This is a genomic window from Kitasatospora sp. NPDC024654 (assembly GCF_055559155.1).
The window spans coordinates 13,272-29,927 of the sequence record NZ_JBVHLF010000080.1; the positions used below are offsets into that span (position 1 = coordinate 13,272).

Annotated in this window: 13 protein-coding genes; 7 read left to right on the top strand and 6 right to left on the bottom strand. The window is 73.5% G+C overall.

What is annotated here, in order from left to right; genetic code table 11:
* Positions 1-72 precede the first annotated feature (72 nt).
* Positions 73-2,100, bottom strand: a complete 2,028-nt coding sequence (locus ACZ38L_RS31580) for a M3 family metallopeptidase (RefSeq protein WP_465699740.1) — start codon at positions 2,098-2,100, stop codon at positions 73-75.
* Between the two features lie 137 nt (positions 2,101-2,237).
* Here ACZ38L_RS31580 and ACZ38L_RS31585 point away from each other — a divergent pair, with 137 nt between their 5' ends.
* Entirely contained in the window at positions 2,238-3,950 is a 1,713-nt protein-coding gene (locus ACZ38L_RS31585; RefSeq protein WP_465699742.1) for a bifunctional 3'-5' exonuclease/DNA polymerase, read from the top strand.
* A gap of 31 nt (positions 3,951-3,981) precedes the next feature.
* Here ACZ38L_RS31585 and ACZ38L_RS31590 read toward each other — a convergent pair whose 3' ends face one another.
* Entirely contained in the window at positions 3,982-4,374 is a 393-nt protein-coding gene (locus ACZ38L_RS31590; RefSeq protein WP_465699744.1) for a PTS-dependent dihydroxyacetone kinase phosphotransferase subunit DhaM, read from the bottom strand.
* 130 nt (positions 4,375-4,504) lie between these two features.
* Here ACZ38L_RS31590 and dhaK point away from each other — a divergent pair, with 130 nt between their 5' ends.
* Together dhaK and dhaL are read left to right on the top strand one after the other, a co-directional pair.
* Positions 4,505-5,500 (top strand): dihydroxyacetone kinase subunit DhaK, encoded by a 996-nt coding sequence (gene dhaK, locus ACZ38L_RS31595; protein ID WP_465699746.1) that lies wholly within the window; start codon positions 4,505-4,507, stop codon positions 5,498-5,500.
* 26 nt (positions 5,501-5,526) lie between these two features.
* Positions 5,527-6,150 (top strand): dihydroxyacetone kinase subunit DhaL, encoded by a 624-nt coding sequence (gene dhaL, locus ACZ38L_RS31600; protein ID WP_465699748.1) that lies wholly within the window; start codon positions 5,527-5,529, stop codon positions 6,148-6,150.
* Between the two features lie 12 nt (positions 6,151-6,162).
* Here dhaL and ACZ38L_RS31605 read toward each other — a convergent pair whose 3' ends face one another.
* Complete coding sequence (locus ACZ38L_RS31605) at positions 6,163-6,804, bottom strand: PP2C family protein-serine/threonine phosphatase (RefSeq protein WP_465699750.1); 642 nt, start codon at positions 6,802-6,804, stop codon at positions 6,163-6,165.
* Positions 6,805-7,510: 706 nt separating this feature from the next.
* Here ACZ38L_RS31605 and ACZ38L_RS31610 point away from each other — a divergent pair.
* Together ACZ38L_RS31610 and ACZ38L_RS31615 are read left to right on the top strand one after the other, a co-directional pair.
* Complete coding sequence (locus ACZ38L_RS31610; RefSeq protein WP_396559926.1) at positions 7,511-7,729, top strand: heavy-metal-associated domain-containing protein; 219 nt, start codon at positions 7,511-7,513, stop codon at positions 7,727-7,729.
* A 62-nt stretch (positions 7,730-7,791) separates the two neighbouring features.
* Positions 7,792-10,044: a heavy metal translocating P-type ATPase gene (locus ACZ38L_RS31615; RefSeq protein WP_465699752.1), complete on the top strand. Its 2,253-nt coding sequence runs from the start codon at positions 7,792-7,794 to the stop codon at positions 10,042-10,044.
* 35 nt (positions 10,045-10,079) lie between these two features.
* Here the strand turns inward: ACZ38L_RS31615 and ACZ38L_RS31620 are convergent, their stop codons facing one another.
* The 3 genes from ACZ38L_RS31620 to recD2 all read right to left on the bottom strand — a co-directional run bounded on the left by ACZ38L_RS31620 (position 10,080) and on the right by recD2 (position 15,090).
* Entirely contained in the window at positions 10,080-10,799 is a 720-nt protein-coding gene (locus tag ACZ38L_RS31620; protein WP_465699755.1) for an SDR family NAD(P)-dependent oxidoreductase, read from the bottom strand.
* A 525-nt stretch (positions 10,800-11,324) separates the two neighbouring features.
* On the bottom strand, positions 11,325-12,680 hold the full coding sequence (locus tag ACZ38L_RS31625) for a citrate synthase (RefSeq protein WP_396559920.1): 1,356 nt from the start codon (positions 12,678-12,680) through the stop codon (positions 11,325-11,327).
* Between the two features lie 178 nt (positions 12,681-12,858).
* On the bottom strand, positions 12,859-15,090 hold the full coding sequence (recD2, locus tag ACZ38L_RS31630; protein ID WP_465699758.1) for an SF1B family DNA helicase RecD2: 2,232 nt from the start codon (positions 15,088-15,090) through the stop codon (positions 12,859-12,861).
* A 187-nt stretch (positions 15,091-15,277) separates the two neighbouring features.
* Here recD2 and ACZ38L_RS31635 point away from each other — a divergent pair, with 187 nt between their 5' ends.
* Positions 15,278-16,072: a VOC family protein gene (locus tag ACZ38L_RS31635; RefSeq protein WP_465699760.1), complete on the top strand. Its 795-nt coding sequence runs from the start codon at positions 15,278-15,280 to the stop codon at positions 16,070-16,072.
* Between the two features lie 28 nt (positions 16,073-16,100).
* Positions 16,101-16,553, top strand: coding sequence for a GNAT family N-acetyltransferase (locus ACZ38L_RS31640; protein ID WP_465699762.1), 453 nt, complete (start codon positions 16,101-16,103; stop codon positions 16,551-16,553).
* Positions 16,554-16,656: the final 103 nt, after the last annotated feature.

Sequence of the window (16,656 nt, forward strand, 5' to 3'; positions counted from 1 at the left end):
CGCCCGCCCGATCGGCCGGTGCCCCGCGGGTGAACCCACTCCCGCGGCGCACCGGCACACCACCACCGGCGCTCAGCCGGCCAGCCCGCGCCGCGCCAGCAGTGGCGCGGGGTCGGGGTCGCGGCCGAGCACCGCGCGGAACGCGTCCAGCGCGGGCACGCTGCCACCGCGGGAGAGCAGCTCGCGGCGGAACAGCTCGCCGCTCTCGCGCAGTTCGAGCCCGCTGCCGCGGAACCACTCCACGGTGTCGGCGTCCAGCACCTCCGACCAGATGTAGGCGTAGTAGCCCGCGCTGTAGCCGCCGACGAAGACGTGGTTGAAGTAGCCGGTCCGGTAGCGCGGCGGCACACCGGGCACCGCGAGACCGGCCTCCTTCAGCACCTGGGCCTCGAACTCCTCGGCGTCGTCGACCCGTTGGCCGGCCGGCAGGCTGTGCCAGGCCCAGTCCAGCACGGCCGCCGCCAGGTACTCCACGGTCCGGAAGCCCTGGCCGAAGTGCTCCGCCGCCTCCAGCCGCCCGACCAGCTCGGCCGGCAGCGGCTCCCCGGTCACGTGGTGCCTGGCGTACTCGGCCCGCACCTGCGGCCAGCTCGCCCACACCTCGTTGACCTGCGAGGGGAACTCCACGAAGTCGCGCGGCACCCGGGTGCCGGCCAGCATCGGATAGCGCACGTCCGAGCAGAGGCCGTGCAGCGCGTGCCCGAACTCGTGGAAGAGCGTGCGGACTTCGTCCATGGTGAGCAGCACCGGCTCGCCGGGGGCCGGCTTGGCGATGTTGAGGACGTTGAAGACCACCGGCCGCCGGTCGAACAGGTGGGCCTGGCCGACCAGTTCGTCCATCCAGGCCCCGCCGCGCTTGGACGACCGGGCGTGGAAGTCGCCCAGGAAGAGGCCGAGCGGGCGGCCGTCCGCCTCGAAGACCTCGAAGACCCGGGTGTCGGGGTGGAAGCCGACCAGGTCCGCGCGCTCCCGGAAGGTCAGCCCGTAGAGCAGGCCGGCGGCGCGGAACACGCCGTCGTGCAGCACCCGTTCCAGCTCGTGGTACGGCCGCAGCGCGGTGGTGTCCAGGTCGTACTCGGCCTTGCGGACCTGCTCCGCGTAGTAGGCCCAGTCGTGTGCCGCGAAGTCCTCGACGCCGTCCGCCGCGGCGGCCCGGACCAGCTGCTCGGCCTCCCGCTCGGCGTTGGCCACCGCGGCCGGGATCAGCCGGGCGAAGAGCTGCTCGACGGCGTCGGTGCTGCCGGCGGTCTGGTCGGCCACCACGTAGGCGGCGTGGCTCGGGTACCCGAACAGCGCGGCCCGCTCGGCTCGCAGCTCGGCCAGCCGGGCGGCCAGCGGGCCGTTGCTCCCGGCGGCCCGGTCCAGCGAGGCCGTCAGCAGCCGGCGGCGCACCTCGCGGTCGGTCAGCCAGGCGAGCTCGCTCTGGTTGGAGAAGCTCTTCAGGCTCAGCACGTACGTGCCGTCCCGGCCGAGCGCCCGACCGTTCTCGGCCGCGGCGGCGATCGCGTCGGGCGACAGCCCGGCCAGCTGCTCGGCCCGCTCGAGCACCACGGCGCCGGCCTGGTTGGCCTCGAAGATGTTCCGCTCGAAGAGGCTGGAGACCGTGGCGATCTCGGTGTTCAGCTCGCGCAGCCGCTGCTGGTCGGCGGCGGACAGCCGGGCGCCGGCCCGGACGAACTGGTCGTGGCGGCGCTCCAGCAACCGGCGCGACTCCGGGTCCAGGTCCAGCTCGTCGCGCCGGGCGTGGACCGCCTCGATCCGGGCGAAGAGCGCGGCGTCCAGGTGGATCGCGTCGCTGTGCGCGGCCAGCCGCGGCCGGAACTCGGCCTCCAGCTCCTGCACCACCGGGTTGGTGTAGGCCGAACTCTGGTTGTCGAACACCACCAGCACCCGCTCCAGCAGGCTGCCGGTGCGCTCCAGCGCGACCAGGGTGTTCTCGAACGTCGGCGGGGCACCGCCACCGGTGATCGCCGCGATCTCCGCCAGCTGCTCGGCCATGCCCCGTTCCAGCGCCGGACGGTAGTGCTCCTCGCGGATCTCCGCGAAGGGCGGCAGCTGGTAGGGCAGCGGGCTGGGGGTCAGAAACGGGTTCTGCGTCATTCCGCTGACCCTACGCGCCGCCCGCCGGGCCGCAAGGGCGCGGGGAGCGTGCCCCGACGCGCCGGACGCGCGCTGTCGGTCCGACCCGCTACGGTCGCACTGACATCCGATCTCACCTGCCCCGAGAGGAGGCCGCCATGGCACCCCGGATCGCCCTCGTCGCGGACCCGCACGGCCCCGGCGGCCGACTGCACCGTCTCACCGAGGACGGCGCCCCGCTCGGCGGCCCGCGCACCGTCACCGACCTGGCCGCCGCGGTCGCCGAGCTGGAGGCCGCCGAACACCCGCGCTGGGTCTGGGCCACCGCCGACTCCGGGTACGTCCCGTTGCTGCCCCGGCTGCCGCACCGGCTCGGCCGCTGCCACGACCTGCGGCTGGTCGAGGGCCTGCTGCTGGGCCACGAGGACCGCTTCGGGCAGCCCCGCTCGCTCGGGGCCGCCTGGGCCCGGCTGCGGGGCCTGCCGGTGCCGGACGACCTGCCCGAGGCCGGCCCCGCCGACGACCAGGACACCCTGTTCGCCCCTGACCGGCTGCAGCTGCCGCCCGGCACCGACCCGCTGACCGCCGTGCTGGCCGTCCACGCCGACCAGCAGCGCCGGCTGCGGGCGATCGAGGGCGAGGCCGAGCGGTCCCGCTTCCGGCTGCTGGCCGCCGCCGAGTCGGCCGGCGCGCTGGCCGCCGCCGAGATGGCGCACGACGGCCTGCCCTGGCGCACCGAGGTGCACGACGCGCTGCTCGCCGAGTTGCTCGGCCCCCGGCCGAGCGTCCCCGGTGCCCGGCCCACCCGGCTCGCCGCGCTCGCCGATCAGCTCCAACAGGCGCTCGGCGGGCGGCCGTTCAACCCCGACTCGCACACCCAGGTGCTGCGCGCCTTCGCCGAGCGGGGCATCCCGCTGACCTCCACCCGCTCCTGGGAGCTGCGCCAGGTCGACCATCCGGCCGCCGAGCTGGTGATCCGCTACAAGGAGCTGGCCCGGATCCACGCCGCGCACGGCTGGGCCTGGCAGGAGGCCTGGGTCCACGGCGGCCGGTTCCGGCCTGAGTACGTGGTCGGCGGCGTGGTCTCCGGCCGCTGGGCCAGCCGGGGCGGCGGAGCGCTGCAGATCCCACGGATCCTGCGTGGCGCGGTGGTCGCCGATCCGGGCTGGCGGCTGGTGGTGGCCGACGCCGCCCAGCTGGAGCCGCGGGTGCTCGCCGCGCTCTCCGGCGACGTGGGGCTGGCCCGCACGGCGGCCGGCGGCGACCTCTACCAGGCGCTGGCCGCCACCGCCTTCCAGGGCGACCGGGAGAAGGCCAAGCTCGGGCTGCTCGGCGCGATGTACGGGCAGACCAGCGGCGACATCGGCATCCTGCTGGCCACCCTGCGCCGCCGCTATCCGCAGGCCATGGGGTACGTCGAGGCGGCCGCCCGGACCGGGGAGGAGGGCGGGATCGTCCGCTCCCGGCTCGGCCGCAGCTGCCCACCGCCGTCCGCGGCCTGGCTGGACCTGACCGAGGCGGCCGGGCCGGGGGCCGAGGGCACCGACCCGGCCGGTCGCTCGGCCCGCGCCCGCGGCCGGTTCACCCGCAACTTCGTGATCCAGGCCAGCGCGGCCGACTGGGCGCTGGCGCTGCTCGCCGCGCTGCGCCGGCGGCTGCTCGCACTGGACGGCACCCCCGCCGGCCGGCCACACCTGGTCTTCTTCCAACACGACGAGGTCGTGGTGCACACCCCGGCCGCTCTGGCGGAGGAGGTGGCGGGCGCGGTCGCCGAGTCCGCCGTGGAGGCCGGCCGGCTGGTCTTCGGCGACTCCCCGGTGCGGTTCCCGCTGAGCACCGCCGTGGTGGAGTGCTACGCCGACGCCAAGTGACCTGACGCACCGCTGGGTTGTCGGCCGCGCGTCACAACTTTCGGGCCTGCCAGGCCTCCTCGGCCTGCCGGGCGACCTCCGCCAGCTCGGCCCCGGTCGAGGCGGTGACCACCGCGGCCACCGCACCCTCCACGAACGGCGCGTCCGCCAACAGCAGTTCGGGCCGGTCGAGGTCGGCCAACACGGCCCGGGCGGTCAGCACCGCGCTGCCCAGGTCGGCGAGCACCAGCACCCCGGCCCCCCGGTCCACCTGCTCCAGCGCGGCCGCGACCAGCTCGGCGCTGGTCCCGATCCCACCCCCGACGTCCCCTGCCGCGACCGCCACCGGCACCCCGCCGCCGCCGAGTTGGCCGGTCAGCTCGCGCAGTCCGGAAGCGAGCAACGGGCTGTGCGAGACCAGGACGATTCCCACCGGTGCTGTCATGTTCAGTGAGTCTAGGGCGCCCAGGTCGGGGCCGCCCGCCACGCCACGTGCCGGTGAACGCGTCCGGAAAGCCAGCCCGGTGGGTTAGCGTCTGGGCAGGCCCGTCCGCCCGCCCCACCGGAGACGCAGCGTGAAGAAGCTCATCAACAGCCCGGACACCGTGCTCGTCGACGCCCTGACCGGACTCGCCGCCGCCCACCCCGAGTTGGCGGTCGATCTGGAGGCCCGGGTGGTGCTGCGGGCCGGCGGGCCGCAGCCGGGCAAGGTCGCGGTGATCTCCGGTGGCGGTTCCGGGCACGAGCCGCTGCACGTGGGCTTCGTCGGTCCCGGGATGCTGTCCGCGGCCTGCCCCGGCGAGGTCTTCACCTCCCCCGTGCCGGACCAGCTGCTGGCCGCCGCGCGGGCCGCCCACGGCGGCGCCGGCGTGGTCTTCGTGGTGAAGAACTACACCGGCGACGTGCTGAACTTCGAGATCGCCGGCGAGCTGGCCGCCGAACAGGGCATCGAGGTCCGCACCGTGCTGGTCAACGACGACGTCGCGGTCGAGGACTCCACCTACACCGCGGGCCGCCGTGGCACCGGGGCGACGGTGGTGGTGGAGAAGGTCACCGGCGCGCTGGCCGAGCGCGGCGCGAGCGCTGCCGAGGTGGCCTCGATCGGTGAGCGGGCCAACGCCGCCTCGCGCTCCTTCGCCGTCGCGCTCGGCGCGGCGACCGTCCCGGCGGCCGGCAAGCCCGGCTTCGACCTGCCAGCGGACATGATCGAGGTCGGGGTGGGCATCCACGGCGAGCCGGGTCGCCGCCGCGAGCCGATCCGCCCGGTCCACGAGCTGGTCGCCGAGGTGGTGGACACCGTGCTCGCCGACCACCCCCTGACCACCGGCGACCAGGCCATCGTGCTGGTCAACGGCATGGGCGCGACCCCGCTGATCGAGCTGTACGTGGTCTACGGCGAGGTGGCCGCCCGGCTCGCCGAACGCGGCATCCGGATCGTCCGCAACCTGGTCGGCAACTTCGTCACCAGCCTGGACATGGCCGGCTTCTCGCTCACCGTCACCAAGGCCGATCCCGAGCTGCTGGAGCTGTGGGACGCGCCGGTCAGCACCCCGGCCCTGCACCGGCCCTGACCGCACCGGCTCCGAGGAGGTCCCCGATGGACACCGCCACCGCACTCGCCTGGCTGCGCGCCGCCGCCGCGGCGGTCGAACGGCAGCACGAGCAGCTGAGCGAGCTGGACGCCGCGATCGGCGACGGCGACCACGGCACCAACCTGCGCCGCGGCTTCGCCGCCGTGACCGAGGCGCTCGACAAGCTGCCGGAAGGCCAGAGCGCCGGCGCCGTGCTCAGCGCCGCCGGGACCACCCTGCTCTCCAAGGTCGGCGGCGCCTCCGGCCCGCTCTACGGCAGCGCACTGCGCGCCGTCGGCGCCGCGCTCCCGGTGCCCTCGGCCGACCTGGACGGGCTGGCCGGCGCGCTGCGGGCCGGCCTGACCAAGCTCTGCCAGCTCGGCGGTGCCGCCCCCGGTGACAAGACCATGGTGGACGCCTTCGAACCCGCGGTGGCCGCCCTGGAACGGGCCGCCGAGGACGGCTTCACGCTCCGCGAGGCCGCCGCGCTGGCCGCCGAGGCGGCCGAGCGGGGAGCCCGCGCCACCATCCCGATGCAGGCCCGCAAGGGCCGCGCCTCCTACCTCGGCCCGCGCAGCGTCGGCCACCAGGACCCGGGCGCCACCTCCACGGCGCTGATCTTCCGCGCGCTGGCCGAGGTCGCCCGCTGAGGCCCGGCCCGCTCAGTCCGCTCGGCTGACCAGCAGCAGCAGCGCGTCGTCCTTCAGCTCCCCGCCGGTGTGCGCGAGCAGGTCGGCGTAGACCCGGGCGACCGCCGCCTCCAGCTCGGCGGCCGACCCGCCGGCTCCCGCCACCAGCGGCCCGATCCGCCGCTCCAGCGGGTAGAACCGACCGGTCGACCGGTGCCGCGCCTCGACCAGCCCGTCGGTGCAGAGCACCATCACGTCACTGGCGCCGAACGGCAGGTCCCAGCTCCGCGGCTCCCCCGCCGCCCGCCGGCCCAGCCCGAGCGGCACCCAGGGGTCGGGCGCGACCAGCACGGTGACGGTGCCGTCCGCCGCCACCCGCAGCGGCGGCACGTGCCCGTAGTGCAACAGTCGCACCGCCTCGGGCGCCCGGAACTCGGCGAACAGCGCGGTGGTGAACGCCCCGAGCACCACGGCCGCCGTCTGCACCGCCTCCAGCCCCTTGCCGCGGACGTCGCCGACCAGCACCCGGGTGCCGTGCGGGGTGTCCAGCGCCGCGTACAGGTCGCCGCCGATCCGCGCCTCGTCCGCGGCGGAGGCGTAGCGCACCGCGAGCCGCAGCGGGCCGACCGCCGGGCCCGGCTGACGCAGCAGCGCCGGCTGGGCCGCCTCCGCCAACCGAGCTCACCGCGGCGAAGGCCGCCGCCCGACGCATCCGGATCTCCGCGACGACGGCGCTGAACAGCGTCAACACGGCGTAGGTGATCACCGAGCCGAAGAGGAAGCGCTCGTCGTGCACGGCGGTGACGTTGTCGTGGCGGTTGAGCCCGATCAGCGCCGCCAGGCCGACCGCGCAGACCGCCAGCACCCCGGCCGCCGACAGGGTGAGCGCCGCGACCGGCGGGACCACCGTCATCAGCGGCGCCAGGTAGCGGTCGTGGCCGGTGGACAGGTCGGCGATCACCACCCCGACGGTCGCCAGCAGCGCCGGCGCCGCCCGCCGCCAGGAGATGTCCCGCAGGTCGACGACGCGCAGCGCGCGGCGCCGGCGTCCGCGGGGCAGTCCGGTCGGGGCGGGCGCGAGGGCGTCGACGATGCGGTGCAGACGGGACACGAGGCGAACATTACGGACAAGCCGCCTGGTTGCCCGTGCACCGGATCCGAGGTTTCCGATCACGCTCCGCGATCATTGGCCCGTTCCGGGCAGCACGGGAGCGCCAGGCCTGACGCACGATACAGATGAGACTACTGTCTGCTAGCGGCTGGTGACCAGAACCACGTCCCGATTCCGGAAACCAGCACCCTTGTGGAATACCCCTAGGGGGTATTGTGTTGTCGACCGCGCAGGCGCCGCCGTTCGGCGCCACTCACCTTCGGAGGCCCGATGTCCAGCACCACCGTCTACACCGTCACCGGCATGAGCTGCGGCCACTGCGAGAAGTCGGTGAGCGCCGAGATCTCCGAGCTCAGCGGGGTCCTCCAGGTCGCCGCGGACGCCAAGGCCGGCACGGTCACCGTCTCCTCCGAGCGCCCGCTCGACGACGACGCCGTCCGCGCGGCCGTCGACGAGGCCGGCTACGAGCTGGTGGGCCGGGCGGCCTGAGCCCGGCGCGGGGGCGGGTCGCCCGACCCGCCCCCGACCCCTGTGACCAAGGAGCGCAACTGATGAGCACCGTCACCCCAGGCATAGCGGGCCCGACTCTCCAGGACCGGGTGGAACTCTCGATCGGCGGCATGACCTGCGCCTCCTGCGCGGCCCGGATCGAGAAGAAGCTCAACCGGCTGGACGGCGTCACGGCCAGCGTGAACTTCGCCACCGGCAAGGCCCGGATCGACCACGGCCCGGACCTCTCGGCCACCGACCTGATCGCCACCGTGGAACGCCTCGGCTACTCCGCCGAGCTGCCCCCGCCGCCCGCCGAGCCGGTGCCCGAGCCGGCCACCGAACCCGACGCCGCGCTGCGCTCACGACTCCTGGTCAGTGCCGCGCTCACGGTGCCCGTGGTGCTCCTCTCGATGGTGCCCGCGCTGCAGTTCACCGACTGGCAGTGGCTGGCCTTCGCGCTGACCGGGCCGGTCGTGGTGCACGGCGGCCTGCCGTTCCACCGGGCCGCCTGGACCAACCTGCGTCACCGCGCCGCCACCATGGACACCCTGGTCTCGCTCGGCACGCTGGCCGCCTTCGGCTGGTCACTCTGGGCGCTCTTCCTCGGCGACGCCGGCCGGCCGGGCATGCGGCACGCGTTCTCGCTCACGGTCGGCCGCGGCGACGCCGCCTCCGCGCTCTACCTGGAGACCGCCGCCGGGGTCACCACCCTGATCCTGCTCGGCCGCTGGCTGGAGGCCCGCTCCAAGCGGCGGGCCGGCGCCGCCCTGCGCGCCCTGCTCGACCTGGGCGCCAAGGAGGTCGCGGTGCTGCGGGACGGCCGCGAGGTCCGGCTCCCGGTCGCCGAACTGACCGTCGGCGCCCGCTTCGTGGTCCGTCCCGGCGAGAAGATCGCCACCGACGGCGTGGTGGTCGAGGGCGCCTCGGCGGTGGACGCCTCGATGCTGACCGGCGAGGCGGTCCCGGTGGAGGTCACGGTCGGCGACCAGGTGACCGGCGCCACCGTCAACGCCGGCGGCCGGCTGGTGGTCGAGGCGAGCCGGGTCGGCGCGGACACCCAACTGGCCCGGATCGCCAGGCTGGTCGAGGAGGCGCAGAACGGCAAGGCGGCGGCGCAACGGCTGGCCGACCGGATCTCCGCGGTCTTCGTCCCGGTGGTGATCCTGATCGCGCTGGGCACCCTGGTCGGCTGGCTGTGCTTCTCCGGCAGCGCGACCGAGGCGTTCACCGCCGCCGTCGCGGTGCTGATCATCGCCTGCCCGTGCGCGCTCGGCCTGGCCACCCCGACCGCGCTGATGGTCGGCACCGGTCGTGGCGCCCAGCTGGGCATCCTGATCAAGGGCCCCGAGGTGCTGGAGAGCACCCGGCGGGTGGACACCGTCGTGCTGGACAAGACCGGCACGGTGACCACCGGCCGGATGGCGCTGACCGCCGTGCACACCGCCGAGGGCGTCACCGAGGAGCAGGCGCTGCGGCTGGCCGGCGCGCTGGAGCACGCCTCCGAGCACCCGATCGGCACCGCCATCGCCGCCGCCGCCGAGCTGGTCGGCGCCCTGCCCGGCGTCGAGGGCTTCGAGAGCCTCCCCGGACGCGGGGTGCGCGGCCTGGTGGACGGCCACGAGGTGCTGGTCGGCCGGGCCGGGCTGCTGGCGGACTCGGCGCAGCCGCTGCCCGGCGGCCTGGCCGCGGTCAGGGCGGCGGCCGAGGCGGCCGGCCGGACCGCCGTCGCGGTCGGCTGGGACGGCACGGCCCGGGCGATCCTGGTGGTCGCCGACACCGTCAAGCCCGGCAGCGCCGAGGCGGTCCACGAGCTGCGCGCGCTCGGCCTGCACCCGGTGCTGCTGACCGGCGACAACCGGGCGGCCGCCGAGAGCGTGGCGGCCGAGGTCGGCATCGCGCCGGCGGACGTGATCGCCGAGGTGCTGCCCGAGCAGAAGGTGGCCACCGTCCGGCGGTTGCAGGCCGAGGGCCGCACGGTGGCGATGGTCGGCGACGGGGTGAACGACGCGGCCGCGCTGGCCCAGGCCGACCTGGGCCTCGCGATGGGCACCGGCACCGACGCGGCGATCGAGGCCGGCGACCTGACCCTGGTCCGCGGCGACCTGCGCTCGGCGGTCGAGGCGATCCGGCTCTCCCGGCGGACCCTGGCCACCATCAGGGGCAACCTGTTCTGGGCCTTCGCGTACAACGTCGCGGCGATCCCGCTGGCGGCCTCCGGGCTGCTCAACCCGATGGTGGCGGGCGCCACGATGGCCTTCTCCTCGGTCTTCGTGGTCACCAACAGCCTGCGCCTGCGCCGCTTCGGCGCCTGAGGAGCCCGAGAGCTCGGCCGAGAGGTCCGATCGGCCTACCGGCCGAGCAGCTCCCCGCCGTTGCAGTGCAGGATCTCGCCGGTGATGAAGCCGGCCTCGGCGGAGGCCAGGAAGCAGACCGCCGCCGCCACCTCGCCGGTCTCGCCGATCCGGCCCAGCAGGGTGCGGGACGCCCGCCGGGCGACCTCCGCGTCGTCCAGCCGGGGGCCGAAGAACTCCGTCCCGGCGACCGTGCCGGGCGCGACGATGTTGGCGGTGATCCCGGACGGGCCGAGCTGGGCGGCCAGAAAGTGGTTCCAGGCGTGCAGCGAGGCCTTGGAGGCACCGAAGGAGCCGGCCCCGCGCAGCGCGGCGATCGAGCTGATGGTGATCACCCGGCCCTCACCGGGGGTGAGCCGGTCCCGGACCGACTCGGTGAGCAGCACCGCGGTCAGCACGTTCCGCTCGAAGTCACCGCGCCAGCGGGCCAGCAGGGCGTGCGGGCCGGCCCCGAAGCCGGTCTCCCGGCTGCCGGCGTTGTTGACCAGGACGTCGATCCGGGCCGGCAGCACCTTCAGGGCCGCCTCCACCGCGTCCGGGTCGGCCAGGTCGCAGACCAGGGGGGTGACGGTCGGGCCGAGCGTCGCTGCGGCCTCGTCCAGCACGGCGCGTCGCCGGCCGACGATCACCACCCGCTCGCCCGCCTCGGCGAAGCGCCGGGCGATCTCGAAGCCGATGCCGGTGCCCCCGCCGGTGACGACAACGTTCCTGGCCATCTGCATACTCCCGCCCTGTCCGTACCGGAATGACACGATTCCTATCACGCTGGGTTGCCACTGCTGCGGGGAGGGTGACGCTGTGCTGCGGCGAGCGTGTGATATGGACGGGAGGACCGTTCGTCAACGGATCGTAGCGAGAGCCAACTCACACTGTGGAAACGTAACTTTGCCGGGGCTGATACGTCTTACCTTGTGAAGTGTGGTCGGTGTCCGCGGAACGGCAACGTGCGGCGAACCCCCTCGCGGGGCTCCGCACACCTGCGGTCGTCACCACCGATGGGGCTCCGGCGGGCCCCGGGAAGGCCGTCGCCCGCGACGGCCTCGCGCACGGCGCCGGGGAGCGGCTTGACCGGGGACGCTTTGAGCGGCCGTTCCCGGCCTCGCCCCACTCCCTGGGCGTCGTGCGCCACTCCTCTTCCGGCCGTCTTCCGGCCGCCCCCCTCTCCGGCCGCCCCGGCCACCCGTACGCGAACGGGCCCCGCTGCGTGACGCAGCGGGGCCCGTCGGCTCTGGCGAGCCGGCTCAGCGCTTGTCGAGGGCGACGTAGTCGCGGATCGCGGTGCCGGTGTAGATCTGGCGCGGACGGCCGATCCGGCTGCCCGGGTCGTTGATCATCTCGTGCCAGTGGGCGATCCAGCCGGGGAGCCGGCCGAGCGCGAACAGCACGGTGAACATGCTGGTCGGGAAGCCCATCGCGCGGTAGATCAGACCGGTGTAGAAGTCGACGTTCGGGTACAGCTTGCGGGAGATGAAGAAGTCGTCGTTGAGCGCGTGCTCCTCGAGCTTGAGCGCGATCTCCAGCAGCTCGTCCGACTTGCCCAGCTGGGCCAGCACGTCGTGCGCCAGGCCCTTGACCAGCGCGGCGCGCGGGTCGAAGGCCTTGTAGACACGGTGGCCGAAGCCCATCAGCTTGACGCCGTCCTCGCGGTTCTTCACCTTGCGGATGAAGGCGTCGACGTCACCGCCGTCCTTCTGGATCTGCTCCAGCATCTCCAGCACGGCCTGGTTGGCGCCGCCGTGCAGCGGGCCCCAGAGCGCCGAGATGCCGGCCGAGATCGAGGCGAACTGGTTGGCGTGGCTGGAGCCGACCAGGCGCACGGTGGAGGTCGAGCAGTTCTGCTCGTGGTCCGCGTGCAGGATCAGCAGCTTGTCCAGCGCGTTGACGATCACCGGGTTGAGCTCGTAGTCCGCCGCCGGGACGGCGAAGGTCATCCGCAGGAAGTTCTCGACGTAGCTCAGGTCGTTGCGCGGGTAGACGAACGGCTGGCCGACCGACTTCTTGTACGCGTACGCGGCGATGGTCGGGAGCTTGGCCAGCAGCCGGACGGTCGACAGGTGGCGCTGGGCCGCGTCGAACGGGTTGTGGCTGTCCTGGTAGAAGGTCGACAGCGCGCCGACCACCGAGGAGAGCATCGCCATCGGGTGGGCGTCCCGCGGGAAACCGCCGAAGAACCGCTTGACGTCCTCGTGCAGCAGGGTGTGCTGGGTGATCTCGTTGCTGAACTCCGCCAGCTGGTCGGGGGTCGGCAGCTCGCCGTTGATCAGGAGGTAGGCGGTCTCGATGAAGCTGCCCCGCTCCGCCAGTTGCTCGATCGGGTAGCCGCGGTAGCGCAGGATGCCGTTGTCGCCGTCCACGAAGGTGATCGCGGACTTGTAGGCAGCGGTGTTGCCGAAGCCGTTGTCCAACGTGACCAGGCCGGTCTGCGGGAGCAGCTTCGAGATGTCGAAGCCGGCGTTGCCCGCAGTGCTCGCGACGACGGGGTACTCGTACTCGCCGCCCTGGTACCGCAGTACTACAGCGTCCTGACTGTTCTCGCTCACGTGTTCCTCACCGACGAAATGATTCCGCTTCCAAGGTGTCCTGACGCTCCCCACCATCCCCCATCCGGAGGACCGCCACGCACCCGGGGTGGCCCGAAAGAGCCGTGTTCTACAAAAGCCGTCGTCTCGACCGATCGGAACCGGACAAGATCAGCCAAGACTAGGCTGGTCCATCAATTTCTTCACGTCAAGATACCCCTGTCCGGACCCGGGCTCCGATTCGGTCGTCGGCGGATCATCCCGTCGACAGCCGGTGGTCCAGTCCGGAGTGCCGCCGGCCGGCGCTGACGGTACGCACCGCCTGGCCGATCGCCTTGCGGGATCCGACCAGTACGACCAGCTTCTTGGCCCGGGTCACCGCGGTGTAGAGCAGGTTGCGCTGGAGCATGGTCCAGGCCGAGGTGGTGACGGGAATCACTACCGCCGGGTACTCGCTGCCCTGCGATCGATGGATGGTGACGGCGTACGCGTGGGCCAGCTCGTCCAGCTCGTCGAAGTCGTACGGCACCTCCTCGTCCTCGTCGGTGAGCACGGTGAGTCGCTGGTCATCCACGCTCAGTGTCGTCACCACGCCGACCGTGCCGTTGAACACGCCGTTCCGCCCCTTCTCGTAGTTGTTCCGGATCTGGGTCACCTTGTCGCCGACCCGGAACGTCCGGCCGCCGAACCGGCGCTCCGCCACCCCCTCCCGGCCCGGCGTGACGGCGGCCTGCAGCAGCGTGTTGAGGTTGCCGGCGCCGGCCGGGCCGCGGTGCATCGGCGCCAGCACCTGGACGTCCCGGCGCGGGTCGAGCCGGAACCGCTGCGGGATGCGGCGCGCCACCACGTCCACCACCAGCCCGGCCGCGCGCTCGGTGTCGTCCTCGACGAAGAGGAAGAAGTCCGGCAGGCCGTCGGTGATCGGGGGCAGGCCCTCGTTGATCCGGTGGGCGTTGGTGACCACACCGGACTGCTGGGCCTGCCGGAAGATCCGGGTGAGCCGGACCGAGGGGATCGGCCCGCCGTCCGCCAGCAGGTCGCGCAGGACCTCGCCGGCCCCCACCGACGGCAGCTGGTCCACGTCCCCCACGAAGAGCAGGTGGGCGCCCGGCGCGACCGCCTTGACCAGCTTGTTCGCCAGGATCAGATCCAGCATCGACGCCTCGTCGACCACCACCAGGTCGGCGTCCAGCGGCCGGTCCCGGTCGTAGGCCGCCTCACCGCCCGGCCGCAGCTCCAGCAGGCGGTGCACGGTCGACGCCTCACAGCCGGTCAGCTCCGCCAGCCGCTTGGCCGCCCGGCCGGTCGGCGCGGCCAGCAGCACCTTGGCCCGCTTGGCCAGCGCCAGGGTGACGATCGACTTGACGGTGAAGGACTTGCCACAGCCCGGCCCCCCGGTCAGCACCGCCACCTTCTCCGTCAACGCCAGCTGGACGGACTGCTTCTGCTCGGGCGCCAGCTCCGCTCCGGTCCGCTCGGCGAGCCAGCCGAGCGCCTTCGGCCAGTCCACTCCGGTGAAGCCCGCCAGCCGGTCGTCCTCGGCCCGCAGCAGCCGCAGCAGCTGGTTGCTCAGCGAGATCTCGGCCCGGTGGAACGGCACCAGGTAGACCGCGGTGATCGGCTCCCCGCCCTCCCCCGGCAGGCTCTCCCGGACCACCCCCTCCTCGGCCACCAGCTCCGCCAGACAGTCGATCACCAGGCCCACGTCGACCTGGAGCAGCTTGACCCCGTCCGCGATCAGGCGCTCCTCGGGCAGGTAGCAGTGGCCCTGGTCACTGCTCTGCGACAGGGCGTACTGCAGGCCCGCCTTGACCCGCTCCGGGCTGTCGTGCGGGATCCCGACCGCCTGGGCGATCCGGTCGGCGGTCAGGAAGCCGATGCCCCAGACGTCCGCCGCCAGCCGGTAGGGCTCGTTCTTCACCACCCCGATCGAGCTGTCGCCGTACTTCTTGTAGATCCGCACCGCGAGCGAGGTGGACACCCCGACCCCTTGGAGGAAGACCATCACCTCCTTGATCGCCTTCTGCTCCTCCCAGGCGGCGGCGATCATCTTCGTCCGTTTGGGGCCCAGCCCGGGCACCTCGATCAGCCGTTTGGGCTCCTGCTCGATGACGGTCAGCGTGTCGACCCCGAACTGGCCGACGATCCGCTCCGCGAAGCGCGGCCCGATGCCCTTGATCAGCCCCGAGCCGAGGTAGCGCTGGATGCCCTGGATGGTGGCCGGCAGCACCGTCGTGTAGTTCTCCACCATGAACTGCTTGCCGTACTGCGGGTGCGAACCCCAGCGCCCGTGCAGCCGGAGCGACTCGCCCACCTGCGCGCCGAGCAGGGCGCCCACCACCGTCAGCAGGTCGTTGCCGCCGCGGCCGGTGTCCACCCGGGCGACCGTGTAGCCGGTCTCCTCGTTGGCGTAGGTGATCCGCTCCAGCACGCCCTCGACCTGGGCGAGCTGTCGCTGCACCGGTGCCTGCGGCTGCTGCCCGCCCATCCGGACCTCCCTCTTACCCTCGTGGGCCCCTCACCCACTCGTGGGTTTCCGCTACGCACCGTACCGTCCCCCGGTGACAGCGCGGGCCGCGATTGTCACCCACCCCGGCAGGGCCCACGATGGCAGGGAGACTCCCACGCCCTGCCCGGCCCACCGGCGAGCGGGGCCCGCAAAGGAGCGGACGACCATGCTCACCACCACCTTCGTACCCGGGGCGCCGAACTGGCTCGACCTCGGCAGCCCCGACATCAGCGCCTCCCGGGACTTCTACGGCGGCCTGTTCGGCTGGACCTTCACCTCCGCCGGGCCCAACGCCGGCGGCTACGGCTTCTTCCGGCTGGGCGAGCAGACGGTCGGCGCGATCGGCCCGCTCACCGAAGAGGGCGCCAGGCCGGCCTGGACGCTCTACTTCCACACCGAGGACGCGGACGCGACCAGCAAGGTCGTCACACAGAGCGGGGGGACGGTCCGCTTCGGCCCGTTCGACGTCTTCACCGACGGTCGGATGGCCGGCTACACCGATCCCACCGGCGCGCGGTTCGCGGTCTGGCAGCCCGGCAAGACAGCGGGCCTGGAGGCGGTCACCTCGGTCGGCACGCTCTGCTGGACCGAGCTGCACACCAGCGCCCCGGACGCGGCCAAGACCTTCTACCGGTCGGTCTTCGGCTGGCTGGAGCAGGACGTCCCGTTCGGTGACTTCACCTACACCGTGGTCACCCCGGCCGGTGGCGGGACCAACTCCAGCCAGGGCGGAATCGCCGAGTTGCTGCCCGAGGACCGGGCGGCCACCGGCAGCGGCTCGTACTGGCTGCCGTACGTCGAGGTGGCGGACGCCGACACGGCCGTCGCCAAGGCCCAGGAGCTGGGCGGCACCGTCCAGGCGCCGGCCGTCGACGCCCCCGGAGTGGGCCGGTTCGCCCAGCTGGCCGACCCGCACGGCGCGGTCTTCTCGGTCATCACCAGCGCCGCCCCCGACGCCTGAGCCCGGCGCCGGTCCCTAGGCTGGCGGGATGAGTGACCTTCAGATCCGCCCGGCGACCCCGGCCGACGTGCCCGCCATCGTGGCCCTGCTCGCCGCCGACCCGCTGGGCGCCCTCCGGGAGTCCCCCGACGAGTTGACGCCCTACTACACGGCCTTCGAGCGGCTCGCCTCCGACCCCAACCAACACCTGACCGTCGCCGTCCACGCCGGCCAGGTGGTCGGTACGCTCCAGCTCACCGTGATCCCCGGGCTCTCCCGCCGCGGGGCCACCCGAACGGTGATCGAGGCGGTCCGGGTGCGGGCCGACGAGCGCGGCAGCGGGCTCGGCACCCGGCTGGTCGAATGGGCGATCGCCGAGTCGCGGCGGCTGGGCGCCCGGCTTGTGCAGCTCACCTCGGACCAGAGCCGCACCGACGCCCACCGCTTCTACGAGCGGCTCGGTTTCACCGCCTCCCACGTGGGATTCAAGCTGCCACTCTGATCCGCCTTCGTCCGTCCGGGTCCGGAAATGCGAGAAGCCCCTCCCGGTCTCCCGGAAGGGGCTTCTCTGAAAAATCGTTCGGCGGCGTCCTACTCTCCCACAG

Bases quoted from the DNA above. Each gene is read 5' to 3' on its own strand.
- ACZ38L_RS31580 (WP_465699740.1), bottom strand. From the start codon at position 2,100: ATGACGCAGAACCCGTTTCTGACCCCCAGCCCGCTGCCCTACCAGCTG.
- ACZ38L_RS31585 (WP_465699742.1), top strand. From the start codon at position 2,238: ATGGCACCCCGGATCGCCCTCGTCGCGGACCCGCACGGCCCCGGCGGC.
- ACZ38L_RS31590 (WP_465699744.1), bottom strand. From the start codon at position 4,374: ATGACAGCACCGGTGGGAATCGTCCTGGTCTCGCACAGCCCGTTGCTC.
- dhaL (WP_465699748.1), top strand. From the start codon at position 5,527: ATGGACACCGCCACCGCACTCGCCTGGCTGCGCGCCGCCGCCGCGGCG.
- ACZ38L_RS31610 (WP_396559926.1), top strand. From the start codon at position 7,511: ATGTCCAGCACCACCGTCTACACCGTCACCGGCATGAGCTGCGGCCAC.
- ACZ38L_RS31615 (WP_465699752.1), top strand. From the start codon at position 7,792: ATGAGCACCGTCACCCCAGGCATAGCGGGCCCGACTCTCCAGGACCGG.
- ACZ38L_RS31620 (WP_465699755.1), bottom strand. From the start codon at position 10,799: ATGGCCAGGAACGTTGTCGTCACCGGCGGGGGCACCGGCATCGGCTTC.
- ACZ38L_RS31625 (WP_396559920.1), bottom strand. From the start codon at position 12,680: ATGGTGGGGAGCGTCAGGACACCTTGGAAGCGGAATCATTTCGTCGGT.
- recD2 (WP_465699758.1), bottom strand. From the start codon at position 15,090: ATGGGCGGGCAGCAGCCGCAGGCACCGGTGCAGCGACAGCTCGCCCAG.
- ACZ38L_RS31635 (WP_465699760.1), top strand. From the start codon at position 15,278: ATGCTCACCACCACCTTCGTACCCGGGGCGCCGAACTGGCTCGACCTC.
- ACZ38L_RS31640 (WP_465699762.1), top strand. From the start codon at position 16,101: ATGAGTGACCTTCAGATCCGCCCGGCGACCCCGGCCGACGTGCCCGCC.